The 13,386-nt window shown below is 69.1% G+C and carries 15 protein-coding genes, 1 tRNA gene and 2 pseudogenes; 14 read left to right on the top strand and 4 right to left on the bottom strand.

Annotated features, from left to right (window positions below):
* The 6 genes from ACTMS0_RS27335 (at window position 1) to ACTMS0_RS27310 (ending at window position 5,141) form a co-directional block, all read left to right on the top strand.
* Window positions 1-996, top strand: a complete 996-nt coding sequence (locus ACTMS0_RS27335) for a segregation and condensation protein A (protein ID WP_441158140.1) — start codon at window positions 1-3, stop codon at window positions 994-996.
* Complete coding sequence (gene scpB / locus ACTMS0_RS27330) at window positions 989-1,894, top strand: SMC-Scp complex subunit ScpB (RefSeq protein ID WP_441158139.1); 906 nt, start codon at window positions 989-991, stop codon at window positions 1,892-1,894. The genes ACTMS0_RS27335 and scpB overlap by 8 nt, the downstream gene beginning before the upstream one ends.
* On the top strand, window positions 1,881-2,651 hold the full coding sequence (locus ACTMS0_RS27325) for a pseudouridine synthase (protein ID WP_441158138.1): 771 nt from the start codon (window positions 1,881-1,883) through the stop codon (window positions 2,649-2,651). Before scpB ends, ACTMS0_RS27325 begins: the two co-directional genes overlap by 14 nt.
* Window positions 2,652-2,827: 176 nt before the next feature.
* Entirely contained in the window at window positions 2,828-3,508 is a 681-nt protein-coding gene (gene cmk, locus ACTMS0_RS27320; protein ID WP_441158137.1) for a (d)CMP kinase, read from the top strand.
* On the top strand, window positions 3,505-4,908 hold the full coding sequence (der, locus tag ACTMS0_RS27315; protein WP_441158136.1) for a ribosome biogenesis GTPase Der: 1,404 nt from the start codon (window positions 3,505-3,507) through the stop codon (window positions 4,906-4,908). The genes cmk and der overlap by 4 nt, the downstream gene beginning before the upstream one ends.
* A 159-nt stretch (window positions 4,909-5,067) precedes the next feature.
* Window positions 5,068-5,141: transfer RNA gene (locus ACTMS0_RS27310), tRNA-Pro, on the top strand.
* Between the two features lie 6 nt (window positions 5,142-5,147).
* Here ACTMS0_RS27310 and ACTMS0_RS27305 read toward each other — a convergent pair.
* Window positions 5,148-5,369: pseudogene (locus ACTMS0_RS27305) on the bottom strand (hypothetical protein); the annotation flags it as partial.
* Here ACTMS0_RS27305 and ACTMS0_RS27300 point away from each other — a divergent pair.
* Window positions 5,354-5,572, top strand: a complete 219-nt coding sequence (locus ACTMS0_RS27300) for a hypothetical protein (protein WP_441158135.1) — start codon at window positions 5,354-5,356, stop codon at window positions 5,570-5,572. The pseudogene ACTMS0_RS27305 and the gene ACTMS0_RS27300 overlap by 16 nt on opposite strands.
* A 67-nt stretch (window positions 5,573-5,639) precedes the next feature.
* Window positions 5,640-6,071, top strand: a complete 432-nt coding sequence (locus ACTMS0_RS27295; protein ID WP_441158134.1) for a hypothetical protein — start codon at window positions 5,640-5,642, stop codon at window positions 6,069-6,071.
* 59 nt (window positions 6,072-6,130) lie between these two features.
* Here ACTMS0_RS27295 and ACTMS0_RS27290 read toward each other — a convergent pair.
* Window positions 6,131-6,331: pseudogene (locus tag ACTMS0_RS27290) on the bottom strand (site-specific integrase); the annotation flags it as partial.
* A 5-nt stretch (window positions 6,332-6,336) separates the two neighbouring features.
* Here ACTMS0_RS27290 and ACTMS0_RS27285 point away from each other — a divergent pair.
* The 5 genes from ACTMS0_RS27285 (at window position 6,337) to ACTMS0_RS27265 (ending at window position 9,999) form a co-directional block, all read left to right on the top strand.
* Window positions 6,337-7,392: a transposase gene (locus ACTMS0_RS27285; RefSeq protein WP_441158133.1), complete on the top strand. Its 1,056-nt coding sequence runs from the start codon at window positions 6,337-6,339 to the stop codon at window positions 7,390-7,392.
* Window positions 7,322-7,534: a hypothetical protein gene (locus ACTMS0_RS27280; RefSeq protein WP_441158132.1), complete on the top strand. Its 213-nt coding sequence runs from the start codon at window positions 7,322-7,324 to the stop codon at window positions 7,532-7,534. The genes ACTMS0_RS27285 and ACTMS0_RS27280 overlap by 71 nt, the downstream gene beginning before the upstream one ends.
* Before the next feature lie 167 nt (window positions 7,535-7,701).
* Window positions 7,702-7,932 carry a hypothetical protein gene (locus ACTMS0_RS27275; RefSeq protein ID WP_441158131.1) on the top strand — a complete coding sequence of 77 codons (231 nt, stop codon included), beginning with the start codon at window positions 7,702-7,704 and terminating at the stop codon, window positions 7,930-7,932.
* 222 nt (window positions 7,933-8,154) lie between these two features.
* Entirely contained in the window at window positions 8,155-8,631 is a 477-nt protein-coding gene (locus ACTMS0_RS27270) for a hypothetical protein (RefSeq protein ID WP_441158130.1), read from the top strand.
* 606 nt (window positions 8,632-9,237) lie between these two features.
* The gene (locus ACTMS0_RS27265; RefSeq protein ID WP_441158129.1) at window positions 9,238-9,999 is read left to right on the top strand and encodes a DUF6928 family protein; all 762 of its coding nucleotides are present in this window, start codon (window positions 9,238-9,240) and stop codon (window positions 9,997-9,999) included.
* 195 nt (window positions 10,000-10,194) lie between these two features.
* On the opposite strand, the gene ACTMS0_RS27260 is transcribed toward ACTMS0_RS27265, so the two are convergent.
* Window positions 10,195-11,085: a hypothetical protein gene (locus ACTMS0_RS27260; protein WP_441158128.1), complete on the bottom strand. Its 891-nt coding sequence runs from the start codon at window positions 11,083-11,085 to the stop codon at window positions 10,195-10,197.
* 226 nt (window positions 11,086-11,311) lie between these two features.
* Here ACTMS0_RS27260 and ACTMS0_RS27255 point away from each other — a divergent pair, with 226 nt between their 5' ends.
* Complete coding sequence (locus tag ACTMS0_RS27255) at window positions 11,312-12,277, top strand: FAD-dependent oxidoreductase (RefSeq protein WP_441158127.1); 966 nt, start codon at window positions 11,312-11,314, stop codon at window positions 12,275-12,277.
* A 273-nt stretch (window positions 12,278-12,550) separates the two neighbouring features.
* On the opposite strand, the gene ACTMS0_RS27250 is transcribed toward ACTMS0_RS27255, so the two are convergent.
* Complete coding sequence (locus ACTMS0_RS27250) at window positions 12,551-13,339, bottom strand: carbohydrate ABC transporter permease (protein WP_441158126.1); 789 nt, start codon at window positions 13,337-13,339, stop codon at window positions 12,551-12,553.
* Between the last annotated feature and the right edge of the window lie 47 nt (window positions 13,340-13,386).

The raw sequence follows: 13,386 nt of genomic DNA, 5'->3' as shown, positions 1-13,386 counted from the left end.
GTGACCGCACCGCCCCTCGACCCGCCGCACGGCGCCGACGACCCCGTGGCCGCCGCGGAGTTGGCCGCCGAGGTCGACGGCGTGGTGCCCGCCGACGCGGCGACGGTCGAGGAGACCACCGGCTTCACCGTCCGGCTGGCGAACTTCACCGGCCCGTTCGACCTGCTGCTGCAACTGATCAGCAAGCACAAGCTGGACGTCACCGAGGTGGCGCTGCACAAGGTCACCGACGAGTTCATCGCCTACCTGCGGGCGATGGGTGACCAGTGGGACCTGGACGAGACCAGCGAGTTCCTGCTGGTCGCGGCCACCCTGCTCGACCTGAAGGCGGCCCGGCTGCTGCCCGCCGCCGAGGTCGAGGACGAGGCGGACCTGGCCCTGCTGGAGGCGCGGGACCTGCTGTTCGCCCGGCTTCTGCAGTACAAGGCGTACAAGGAGGCGGCTGCCCACATCGGCGCTCTGGAGGAGGCCGGCGGGCGGCGCTGGCCGCGCGCGGTGACGCTGGAGCCCCGGTACGCGCAGGCCCTGCCGGACCTGGTGCTCGGCATCGGCCCGGAGCGGCTGCGGGCACTCGCCGTGAAGGCGTTCACCCCGAAGCCGGTGCCCGAGGTGTCGATCGCTCACGTGCACATGGTCCGGGTCAGCGTCCGGGAGCACGCCGGGATCATCGCCGAGCGGCTGCGTCGGGCCGGCACCGCGACCTTCTCCGGGCTCTGCGCGGACTGCGAGGCCACCCTGGAGGTGGTGGCCCGGTTCCTCGCGCTGCTGGAGCTGTACCGGGAGGGGCTGGTCGCGTTCGTGCAGGACCAGGCCCTGGAGGAGCTGACCGTACGCTGGACCGGCCCCGCCGACGGTGGCCCCGACCTGGACATCGACGAGTACGCCGGCACCCCGTCACCGGCCGGCGCGCCGGCGCCCACGGCGGAGCCGGCCGGCGCACCCGAGCCCGGTGCGGTGGACGGGGCGGAATCGACGGAGGACGAGCGGGATGAGTGACGAGGAGCGCCGGGACTCCCTGGCCGACCAGGCCGCCGCCTGGGTCCCCCCGTGGGAACGCCGCCCGGAACCACCGGCCGACGCCGCCGCGGAGCCGGTCATCGAAGATCTTGGAGAGAAACGGCCCCTGGAGGGGCCGGAGGCTTCCACGATCTCCACGGAATCGGCGAGCGAGCGGCCGAGCGGGGACGCCGGGGAGCCGGTGGCGCCCAGTGGCGAGGCCGGGGAGTCGGTGGCGCCGAGTGGCGAGGCCGGGGAGTCGGCGGAGGGCGGGGAGGCTGCCCGCGTACCGGACCGGGCTCCGCGACCCCGACGGCGCGTTCCGGCCCCGCCGGAGCCGGCGCCGGTCCTCGACGACGCGGAGCTGCGCGGCGCGCTGGAGGCGATCCTGCTGGTGGCGGACGAGCCGGTCGCCGAGGCGACCCTCGCCGACGTGCTGGAGCAGCCGGCGGAGCGGATCGCGGCGATGCTGGCCGAGATCGCCGCCGGGTACACGGCGGCCGGCCACGGGTTCGAGCTGCGCCGGGCCGCGGGCGGCTGGCGGCTCTACACGCGGCAGGAATACGCGGGGTACGTGGAACGGTTCGTGCTTGACGGGCAGTCCGTGCGGCTGACCCAGGCGGCGCTGGAGACCCTGGCCGTGGTCGCCTACAAGCAGCCGGTGACCCGTTCGCGGATCTCCGCCATCCGCGGTGTCAACTGCGACGGCGTGATCCGTACCCTGGTCTCCCGGGGGCTGGTCGAGGAGTGCGGCACCGAGACGGAGAGCGGCGCCCACCTCTACCGGACCACCTCCCTTTTCCTGGAGAAGCTCGGGCTGGACAGCGTCGCCGACCTGCCGCCGCTGGCCCCGTTCCTCCCCGACGATGTGGAAGACCTTGCCGATGCCTCGCGATGACCGTGCCCCGAAGTCCGACGCGCCCGTCTACACGGGTCCCGAGCGCCTGCAGAAGGTGCTCGCCGCCGCGGGCGTCGGCTCCCGGCGCGCCTGCGAGGATCTGATCTTCCGCCGGCGGGTGACGGTGAACGGCCGGGTCGCGCAGCTCGGCGACCGGGCCGACCCGACCCGCGACGTCATCCACGTCGACGGGCAGCGCCTCCAGGTCGACACCCGCCTGGTCTACCTCGCGATGAACAAGCCCCGCGGCGTGGTCTCGACGATGGCCGACGAGAAGGGGCGCACCGCGCTCGCCGACTTCCTCGGCAACCGGGTGGAGCAGCGGGTCTACCACGTGGGGCGGCTCGACGCCGACAGCGAGGGCCTGCTGCTGCTCACCAACGACGGCACGCTCGCGCACCGGCTCATGCACCCGTCGTACGGGGTGCCGAAGACCTACCTGTGCCAGGTGTCGGGCCCGATCCCGCGTGCGCTCGGCAAGCGCCTCGCGGCGGGCGTGGAGCTGGAGGACGGTCCCGTGACGGTGGACTCCTTCCGGGTGGTGGACACTCTGGGCAAGACCGCCCAGGTGGAGCTGACCCTGCACGAAGGGCGCAAGCACATCGTGCGGCGCCTGCTCGCCGAGGTCGGCCACCCCGTGTCGCGGCTGGTGCGGACCTCGATCGGGCCGATCCGGCTCGGCGACCTGCGTTCCGGGCGCACCCGCCGGCTGACCAACGCGGAGGTCGCCGCGCTGTTCAAGGCCGTCGGCGACTGAGGTGGGCGCTGGCGGGTACCGCTGCCGGTAGGCTTCCGGCGGCCTCGCCCCGGGTGGCGGACGTCGCCTTGCGGTGGCGTGATGCCGGCACACGGCGCGGCGCCGGGCATGATTGAAGGCAGTGTGGTTTCCGCTCGCGGGCATGATCTGCGAGGTACGGACTGAGGAGGACGACGGTGGAGGAAAAGGTACGGACCGGGCGCTGCGTGGTCGCTGTGGACGGGCCGTCCGGTTCGGGTAAGTCCACCGTCTCCCGGCGGCTCGCGATCAGCCTGGGCGCCCGCTACCTGGACACGGGCGCGATGTACCGGGCGATCACCTGGGCGGTGCTGCGCTCCGGCGTCGACCCGGCCGACGCTTCGGCGGTGGCCAAGGTCGCGGGCGAGACCGACCTGCGGCTCGGCACCGACCCCCAGGGGTACGCCGTGACCGCCGACGGTGTGCACGTGGAGGTGGAGATCCGCGGGCCCGAGGTGACCGCGTCGGTTTCCGCCGTGGCCGCCGTGCCCGCCGTACGCGCGCTGCTGGTCGCCCGTCAGCGGGAGATGATCGCCGCCGCCGGCCGGATCGTGGTCGAGGGACGCGACATCGGTTCGGTGGTCGCCCCCGACGCCGACCTGAAGGTCTACCTGACCGCCTCCGAGGCGGCCCGCGCGGCCCGGCGCAGTGCCGAGGACGCCACCGACGTGGCCGCCACCGCGGCCGACCTGGCCCGCCGGGACCGGCTGGACTCGACCCGCACGGCCGATCCGCTGGCCCAGGCGGCGGACGCCGTGGTGCTGGACACCACCGAGCTGGGCATCGACGAGGTCGTGGCGCGCCTGCGCGACCTGCTGACCGAGCGGAGCGTGGCGTGAGCGAGATCGAAGGCTGGGTGGAGCTGCGGGAGCCGGACCTCGACGTCGAGGAGCCGACCGGCCCGCAGCCCGTGGTGGCCGTGGTCGGCCGCCCCAACGTGGGCAAGTCGACCCTGGTCAACCGGCTCATCGGCCGCCGGCAGGCGGTCGTCGAGGACATTCCCGGGGTGACCCGGGACCGTGTTGCGTACGACGCGCAGTGGACCGGCCGACAGTTCACCGTCGTGGACACCGGCGGCTGGGAGCCGGACGCGAAGGACCGGGCCGCCGCCATCGCCGCGCAGGCCGAGTCGGCGGTCGCCACCGCCGACGTGGTGCTGTTCGTGGTCGACGCCATGGTGGGTTCCACCGACGTGGACGAGGCGGCGGTGCGGATGCTGCGCCGCAGCGCCAAGCCGGTGATCCTGGTGGCGAACAAGGCCGACAACAGCTCGATCGAGATGGAGGCGACCTCGCTCTGGTCGCTCGGCCTCGGCGAGCCGCTTCCGGTCTCCGCCCTGCACGGTCGCGGCTCCGGCGATCTGCTCGACGCCATCCTGGACGCGCTGCCGGAGGCGCCGAAGATCGTCGAGCACCGGCCGCGCGGCCCGCGCCGGGTCGCCCTGGTCGGCCGGCCCAACGTCGGCAAGTCCAGTCTGCTCAACCGCTTCTCCGGGGAGGAGCGGGCGGTCGTCGACGCGGTCGCCGGCACCACCGTCGACCCGGTGGACAGCCTGGTGGAGATCGGCGGCGAGACCTGGCAGCTGGTCGACACCGCCGGCCTGCGCAAGCGGGTCGGCAAGGCGACCGGCACCGAGTACTTCGCGAGCCTGCGTACCGCGTCGGCCATCGAGGCCGCCGAGGTGGCCGTGGTGCTGCTGGACGCCAGCGAGGTCATCAGCGAGCAGGATCAGCGGATCCTGTCGATGGTCACCGACGCCGGTCGGGCCCTGGTGATCGCCTTCAACAAGTGGGACATGGTCGACGGCGACCGTCGGTACTACCTGGACAAGGAGATCGAGCGGGAGCTGCGCCGCATCCCCTGGGCGATCCGGCTCAACCTGTCGGCGAAGACGGGGCGGGCGGTCGACAAGCTCGCCCCGGCGCTGCGCAAGGCCCTGGCGAGCTGGGAGACCCGGGTGCCGACCGCGCAGCTCAACGCGTGGCTGACCGCGCTGGTGCAGGCCACCCCGCACCCGGTGCGTGGGGGACGGGCGCCGAAGATCCTCTTCGCCACCCAGGCCGGCGTCGCGCCGCCGCGCTTCGTGCTCTTCACCACCGGTCCGCTGGACGCGGGGTACCAGCGCTTCGTCGAGCGCAAGCTCCGCGAGGAGTTCGGCTTTGAGGGCAGCCCGATCGAGATCTCGGTACGCCCCCGCAAGAAGCTCGGCCCGGGCGGCCGCGGCAAGGCCCACGGCTGAGCCGCTCCCTTGTCCCACCCTCCTAGGACGCTCTAGGGGTGGTGACGGCCGCTCCCGCCGGCGAGGGGGCGCTCCTGGCGCGGGAGGGGCGAGCGCGATGGAAGGAAGATCGTGCGGTAAGCTGGACCGGCTGTCGCGGGGGAGACCACGCGGGAGCATCGGGACGTGGCGCAGTTTGGTAGCGCACTTGACTGGGGGTCAAGGGGTCGTCGGTTCGAATCCGGCCGTCCCGACGCAGCTCAGGAGCCATTCGGGATCTTCCGGATGGCTCCTTTCGATCTTGTACAGCAACGGCTCATTGATCCAGGCTCTCGGCCGAGTTTCCGCAGGGCTTGGCGGGTGGCCTTGGACGAGACCTGGCTGTAGATCTCCATCGTGATCGAGAAGTCAGCGTGTCTCAGGATCGCCATCGCGATCCGGGGATGGACGTCCAGGTCGACCAGCAGTGACCTGGTTCGGCGGCCTCGCCCTCACCCGCGAGGACGACGGCACCACCACACTTCGCGGTGCCGTGACGGACCAGGCCGAGCTGCACGGCCTGCTCACCAAGGTCCGCGACCTCGGCGTTACCCTCATCTCCCTCACGTCCATCGACGCCGCGCACGACCCCAATTCCCAGGAACGGCAACACCAAAAGACCCCCGGGTCCACGGGACGAGGCTGACCGACACGCCCCGATCACGTACTCCGGCGTGACCGCCACCATCCCGCCTCGACCAGGAGTGAATCCCATGTCTACCACCACTGCCGCGGCACCCGATATCCATTCCGATCTGTCGCTGACCCGCCTGCACCTGATGCGCGCCGGCTACCTCCTGATGGGTGTCGGACTCGCCCTGGTGAAGTGGCCGCTCCTGCCCGACGTCGCCACCCTGCCGCTCTACGAGGGCGTGACGCTCTGCATGCTCACCGCCATGTCCCTCTTGGCGTTCCTCGGCCTGCGCTACCCGGTCAAGCTGCTTCCCGTGCTGCTGTTCGAGTCGCTCTGGAAGCTCTTCTGGCTCGCATTGGTCGCCCTCCCCCAAGCCACCACCGGTGACCTCGACGCGGCCACGACCGAGACCGTGGTCAGTTGCTCCCTGGTTGTCGTCATCCTCGCCGTCACCCCGTGGCGGTACGTGTGGCGGAACTACGTACGCGCCACCGGAACCCGGTGGCGGTGACCAGCCCGATGTCCCTCAGCTCCCCGCTCGCAAGCATCGCTTAGCCTCGGGACGCTTGCCTCCACCACAGCCTGGGAGAGCGCCGAGCGGAGAACGGCACGGATTCCCTTGACGGTGCGAGCCGAGGGAAGGTCCTGGCAACACCGGCCAACCGCGCAGCACTTCCGGTTCTTCGGTGGTCGGCGTTCATCCTTCCCCTGGGCGCAGCACTTGCACGTCTTCGCGACCTTGTTAAGCCAGGTCTGCACCTCGCGTACGGACTAGTGTGCTGAGGCTGGTCCGCGCCTTGCCGGACCCGCCGGTCGGCACACTCACCGCGCTCGGCGTGGATGACTTCGCCCTGCGCCGAGGGCACCAGTACGCGACCGTACTGGTTGACGTCGACAGCCGCCGGCCGGTCGACGTACTAGCCGACCGGGAAGCGGCCACACTCGCCACCTGGCTCGTGCAGCATCCGACCGTGCAGGTCATCTGCCGAGACCGGGCTAACGCCTACGCCGAAGGCGCCCGCCTAGGCGCCCCGCAGGCCGCTCAGGTCGCCGACCGGTGGCACCTGTGGCACAACCTCGCCGAACACGTCGAGAAGACCGTCGCCCGCCATCACCGCTGCCTGGCCGTAGTCCCGCAGGTGCAGTCGGCGCTGCCAGTCACGGCGGATCTGCACCAACTCGCTATCGACGCCACCGCCAACCGGGCCGAGCAGGGACTGCTCGTGCCCCGAACCCGGCGCCGCTACGAGCAGGTCCAGGCCCTCCTCGCCGAAGGCCAAAGCATCCGGGAGATCACCCGACGACTCGGCCTGGCCCGAGGCACCGTGCGCCGCTTCGCCCGCGCCACCACCGTCGACGAGCTGCTGGCCAAGCCCCGCGCCGGACGACCCAGCATCCTCGATGACCACCTCGACTACCTGCACCAGCGCCTCAAAGACGGCGTCACCAACGCCACCGAACTCCTCACCGAGATCAGGGCCCGCGGCTACCGCGGCAGCCCCACCAACCTGCGCACCTACCTGCAACCCCTACGAGCCGCCACACCGCCACCACAAGCCCGGCCTCGGACGCCGAAAGTGCGCCGGATCACCGCCTGGCTGCTAGTCCGCCGGAAAGAAGAAGAACAAGGGCCGAGCAAAAGGCAGCCCGTGGCTGGCCGCCACCCTGGGCAACATCGCCGGCAGCGCCTGCCGCACCAACACCTTCCTCGGCGCACGACACCGACGCATCGCCAAACGTCGCGGCAAACAGAAGGCGACCGTGGCCACCGGCAACGCCGTCCTGGCCATCGTCTACCACCTGCTGTCCGACCCTGCCGTCCGGTTCCGTGACCTCGGCGCCGACTACTTCGACACGCGCATCGACAAACAACGCAGGGCCCGCAACATGGCCACCCAACTCCAGGCCGTCACCGGTCAGAAGATCACCATCCGCGACGGCAAGGCCATCATCGCCGAACCCGAAGCCGCCTGACCCAACCGCCAAACCCGGCTCCGCTGCGCTGCGCCGGGTGCTGCCGCCTGCCCACTCACCATTGGATTTTCGGGTCTGAGACTCTGCACCTTCCAAACTGGCGGTGGCAGCAGGAAGATCGAGGGTCACGAGGTTGACGAACCTCGGGCGATGTCGAAGGAGCAGTCGTGAGACACGGGCGGCGCGACCGCAAGCGGTGGGAGCAGGCCGTGGAGCTGTCGGCTGTCATCATGCTGGCGATACCGACGAGCCTGATCCTCTTCTCGTCCGAACTGCTATGGCGGGACGACCTCGTGGCAGGTTCCCTGCTCCTGGCTACCTTGACGGTCCCACCAGGTCTGGTGCTCTGGCTGATCGAGCATCGCCGCGGCCGCCAACGTGAGCGACGAACTGAGTGACTATCTGGGTGACGATCACGACGGACGCCCGTGGACGAGGATGCACAGCGGGTGACCGTCATAGCAGGTGGGAGCGGGTGAAGCGCAGGTGGCGGAGCCGCGTTGATCGCCTGGGGGTCAAGCGCCACTGCATCCTGATTCCGGCCGCAACGGTAGGTGAGGTCAATCCCACCTGATCTCGTGGGCGTCGGGTGGCTGGATCTGGGCTGCCATCATAGTCCTGTGCTGTCCTGGACCCGGCCGTATGAGGATCCGATGCGGCTCTTCACCGGCACACTCGCGGTGCTCGGTACGTTGTTTTTCGCGTTCGTCGCCTTTCAGATGGCCGCCCACTGGCAGCAGGTTCCGTTGGCTGCCGTGTTGGCCTTCACTGGATTCGCGGCGGTATGGCTCACCTTCGCATGGCGGCTTCACCGCACTGCGCTCGTGGTCAGGCGATCGGGGGTTCGGGTGCGCTGGCTGTGGCGAACGCGCACGGTCGTGTGGGAGCAGGTTCGAGGGTTCCACAGCGGTCCCGATTGGCTGGTTCCGGAGCGGCTCTGGTTGCAGCTCTGCGACGGAACCAAGGTTCGGACGCCGGTTCGGAGACGCCGCGCTACCGCGTACCGCCTTCGCGACGGCGGCACGGTTCTCGCATCTGAACGCTACGAGGAACTGCTTGCCGATCTCGAAAGCTGGAAAGCGGGCGTTCCTCGTTAAGCGCCCCACCCGGCAGTTTGGTTGCACTGGCCGGCTCTCGACAGCAACGACGACAGCAATCGTCCGGGACGAGGCCAGCCGCCAGCGGTCGGGCGCGGACAGTCTCCCAAGGTCACAGACGCAGACGGACATCGCCGGACGAAGCGAGCAGAGCTTACAAACGAGAGGTCAGGGGCGGCTCGGGTGTCCAGCGCATCGTGGCTCAGTCCTTCTGCTTCCACCGGGCCGTGAGAACGGCAAGGAGGAAGAGGCAGGTAGGGCCTGCGAAGACCACCAGACCAAACTCGATGACCGCGCCGCTCCGTATGGAACGAGGGAGATGCATCGAGCGTGCGGTAGCGCGCCAGCGCACCTCCGCATCGCATCGTGCCAAGCCTGGCAACGGCACCGGACCATCTCCACCAGCAGCTGGCGGCGTGTCACCCATCAAGTGAAGCCATCGCGTCACGCATCAACCGGAGTGGCGCCGGCGGCTGCCGGCGATGTCGCGTCTCAGGACCTCCGTTACAGATCGGTCTCGGGACGTCTGTGACACCTTCGGCTAGACGATCATGTCTGCCAGGTGGTGTGCGGGCGGTCGCCTGCCGCTGAGCTGGGAGGAGCGACGTGGGCGCGAAGACAGCCCTACTGGCGTTTACCGACGGAGACATTCGTCCGGCGCTGCGTGGCGCCACCCGGTCGGAGCGAGCCGAGACCGAGGCGTTGGTACGTCAGATCCATCCCGGCTACGTCGTCGAGCCCGTCGTCGACAGCACGTTGCTCGATGGCAGCTACCCGCCGGATGACCTCACGTACGCCACCGTGCTGGCCGGGGCAGAGCTGTATTGCGACCGGCGGCTCGTGCTCGATCGACCGTCTGAGCTGCCGGAGCATCTGCGCCGAGCTGGAGCGGGTCGGCGGATCATCATGCACGGGATGCACTCGGTCGTGGACTGGCTCGGTTTCGCGGTCTGGGAGGACGGTGTGCTGATCAGATCGCTGAGCCTGTCGCCGGACGGCGGCATCCAGGAGAACATCGGCAAGCCGTACGACTTCGAGCTGCCGTACTGGGCCGGTAAGCATCCCGTCGAGCCCGTACCAGGCTGGCACAACCAGGATCCTTACCCGCTGCCGTTCCATCCCCTCGACTTGGGCGAGGAAGCGTTGCGTGGGCTGTTCGGCTTCATCATCGAGGGCCTCTCTTCCCCGGACGACATCGACGCCGACGCTGTCCACCTGCACGGCTTTCGCGTGACCGACCCGTCCGGCGAGGAACAGGCCGCCCGTGAGGCCGCATACGCGGAGGCACTACAGGCCATGGGGCCACCGCGGATGTACCGGATGGGACCGGACGGAACGATGCACGAGGTCAGCCCGGACAGCTATTGATCCGCCTGCCCGCCGACCAGCAAGAGTGTCACGCAGGTCCTGATGCCGATCTGTCGTGCAGGTCCCGAGACCGGACACCGCCGGCGCAAAATGTCTGGCTTCACTTGATGCGGGACGGATCGGTGTCAGATGTTGGGTGACACGTCCGGCTAGGCGATCTTGCTGGCCTCTCGCGACTGCGTTCGCGCTGCCCCGTCAAATTCCGGCGTTGAGCTGTCGGACGAGGGAGCGGAGCCATGGTTGGGCCAGGGCCGGCTCGTGGTTGATCGCGGATGCGAGGGCGCGTCGACCAAGGGTGCTGCGGCCGTATCTCACGAGGGCGACTGCCTCGGCGAGTGCTTGCCGGGCCTTGTCGTCGCGGTCAGGTCCGTTGTCGGGGGTGAGCCACTGGTCCGGTCGGAACGATCGGGTGAGTTTGGGCTGGTGGTCGCCGAAGTAGGACCACACGAAGGGGTGGAGGGAAACATTCAGCACCGAAGCGCCCGGGAGCCGGCGGGTCCATTCGGCGTGCTGCTGCCATCGCCAGGTGTTCGGGCTCGTCTGCTGGCGCCTTGTGACTCCGAGGAACCGCAGTTTCCGTCTGATGACATCCCATGGCTCGCGGGACTCGACGATCCAATCGTCTAGGAGGTTGAACAGCTCCGTGAACGTCGAGCCCTCATGAACCACGTCGACGAAGGTCGCTGGTCGACTCCGACGGGCCAAGGCGTGAGGCGCCAGATCGAGGTCTGCCAGCACACGACGTGCGGCCGTTCGCTGCTTGGCTGACAAGGCGGGCACATGCCACTTCCCACGCCCGTCCAAGACCGCGCGCCGTGCAAACGAGAAGGGAAGGCGCGCCAGGCACTGCTCGGTGGGGATGTCTGTCAGGGCCCCGCTGAGGAGGTCGAACATCGAGTCCAGCGATCGACCCACGAACAGCAGGTCGCCGTTGCCGCTGCGGGCCAGAACCTTGCCCGAGCACTCCGCGAGGTCGTCGACGAACCACAGCTCCGGTTCGGGAGTGCCAGCCAGCATCGAGCCAAGCTGGTCGGGCGTCACCAGGTCCCAGCGGAACGGCAAGCTCACATCGATCGGCTCGTGCACGCGGCGATTGTGCCTGCCAGCTCGGAGAGACGCGAGATCAATTAGGTGACGCGCCCCTTGAAACCGCGTAACGCATCAAGTGAAGCCACGGTGTCACCCATCAAGCGGAGTAGGACACTGCCCGCGGGAACTCCGCCGACGGAAGCGGAACCAGAGCGTCGCCGACCTGCTCCCCGAGCTTGAGAACGCGCTCGCGCGTCAACCGGCCTGACACTACGGTCGAACGATGACCCGCACCGATCTCGACGCTCTGGTCATCGGCGCCGGCGTATCCGGCCTCACCACTGCCATCTGCCTCGCCGAAGCCGGACTACGGGTCAGGATCTGGGCAGCCGAGCCACCCGAGCGGACCACCTCGTACGCCGCCGGGGCGATGTGGGGCCCGTACCTCGTCGAACCCCTCGACCGGGTTCGGGTGTGGAGCGCGCAGACACTTGACGTCCTGCAGCAACTCGCCACCGACCCGGCGACCGGCGTGCGGCTCGTCTCCGGAATTGAGGCGTCCCGCAAGCCCGTCGAACCGCCGAAGTGGGGCAACCAGCTTGACGGGTTCCGGATGTGCGAGCCGAGCGAACTACCGGACGGCTTCGCCACCGGCTGGCGGTACACCGCGCCGCTGGTCGACATGCCGGTCTACCTCGGCTACCTGCGCGGACGGCTGGAGGCAGCCGGCGGCGAGATCGCGATTCGCCGGATCGACTCACTCGACGAGACCGTTGATGTTGCTCCAGTGGTCGTCAACTGCACCGGTATGGGCGCCGGTGACCTCGTACCCGACCCCGACCTGATACCGATCCGTGGGCAGCTCGTCGTGGTCGAGAATCCCGGCATCACCGAATTCTTCTCCGAAGACACCGGGCTCTCACCGGACCTGCTGCACTTCTATCCGCAGGGCGAGACGCTGGTCCTCGGCGGCACCGCCCAACCCGGGGAGTGGAACCCAGAACCCGATCCGGACGTTGCCGCAGCGATCGTCGCACGCTGCGCCGAGATCGAGCCACGCCTGCATGCCGTCCGGGTCATCGAGCACCGAGTCGGCCTACGACCCACCCGGCCATACGTCCGCGTCGAAGAGCACCGAATCGACGGAACGAAGATGATTCACAGCTACGGGCATGGTGGAGCCGGCGTCACCCTCTCCTGGGGATGCGCTCTTGAAATTGCCTCATCCCTCATCAGGAGTTCTGGCTGATCTCGTAGGCATGATCGCCGGCATTCGTTGCTGCCGTAGGTGGCCTTAGCCGATCCGACACCGAGCCTGTCTCATCCGCCTTCGGTGAGCCGGAGGCGGATGAGGACATCGGCAGGACCCGATGGATCATGCGCTGGAAATCCCCGTTGAACGCGTTCTCCGTCGCCTTCAGCGACTGCTTCCCGGCCGCTGAGACCTACCAGAAGACCGCGCCGGACACCCCGAGCCGCGCCCGCTGACATGATGAGGCGGGCGGGGTGCCCGGCGTGGCCGCTACTTCACGCCACCGGCCGTCAAGCCCTCCACGATCCGCCGCTGGAACACCAGCACTGCAATGACGAGCGGAATCGTTACCACGACGCCCGCGGCCATCTGCGTACCGAATGGCTGGTCGAACCGGTACTGGCCGGTGAACTGGGACACGATCACGTTCGCCGTCTTCATCTCGTTCTTGTTCACCACGCTGACCGCAATGATGAACTCGTTCCACGCCGCGATGAAGACCAGGATCGCGGTGGTGAAAACGCCTGGCGCGGCCAGCGGCAGGATCACCTTGCGGAATGCCTGTGCGGGGGTGCACCCGTCGATCTTCGCGGCCTCCTCCAACTCGAACGGCATTTGCTTGAAGAATGCGGTGAGCAGCCAGATCGCCAGCGGCAGCGCGAAGCTCATGCTCGGCACGATCATCGCCTGGTAGCTGTTGATCCACTCGATGTCGGTGAACAGTTGCAGCAGCGGCACCACCACGGCGATCCCGGGGAACATCGACATCGCGATGATTATCGAGAGGATCAGTCCCTTGCCGCGGAAGTCCAGCCGGGCTAGGGCGTACGCGGCGCTGACGCCGAGGATCAGGGTGAGCAGCGTCGTCGTGCCGGCGACGATGACGCTGTTGAGCAGCGCACGGGCGAACCCGTTGCCCGGTGAGAACGCCGCCTCGAGGTTGTCCAGCGACGGCGGCGCGGGCAGGAGCGAATTGGAGAACTGGTCGGATGGCCGCCGCAGGGCCGAGACCACCATCCAGTAGAACGGCGCCAGGCAGTACAACACGATCACGGCCACGCCGACGTAGTACAGGGGGCTGGTCCGCCAGCGCCGCTTGCCAGCCC

This window comes from Micromonospora sp. H33 (assembly GCF_052068455.1).
In the GTDB taxonomy this organism is placed as follows: Bacteria; Actinomycetota; Actinomycetes; order Mycobacteriales; family Micromonosporaceae; genus Micromonospora.
This window is presented reverse-complemented; position numbering and strand designations above follow the sequence as displayed.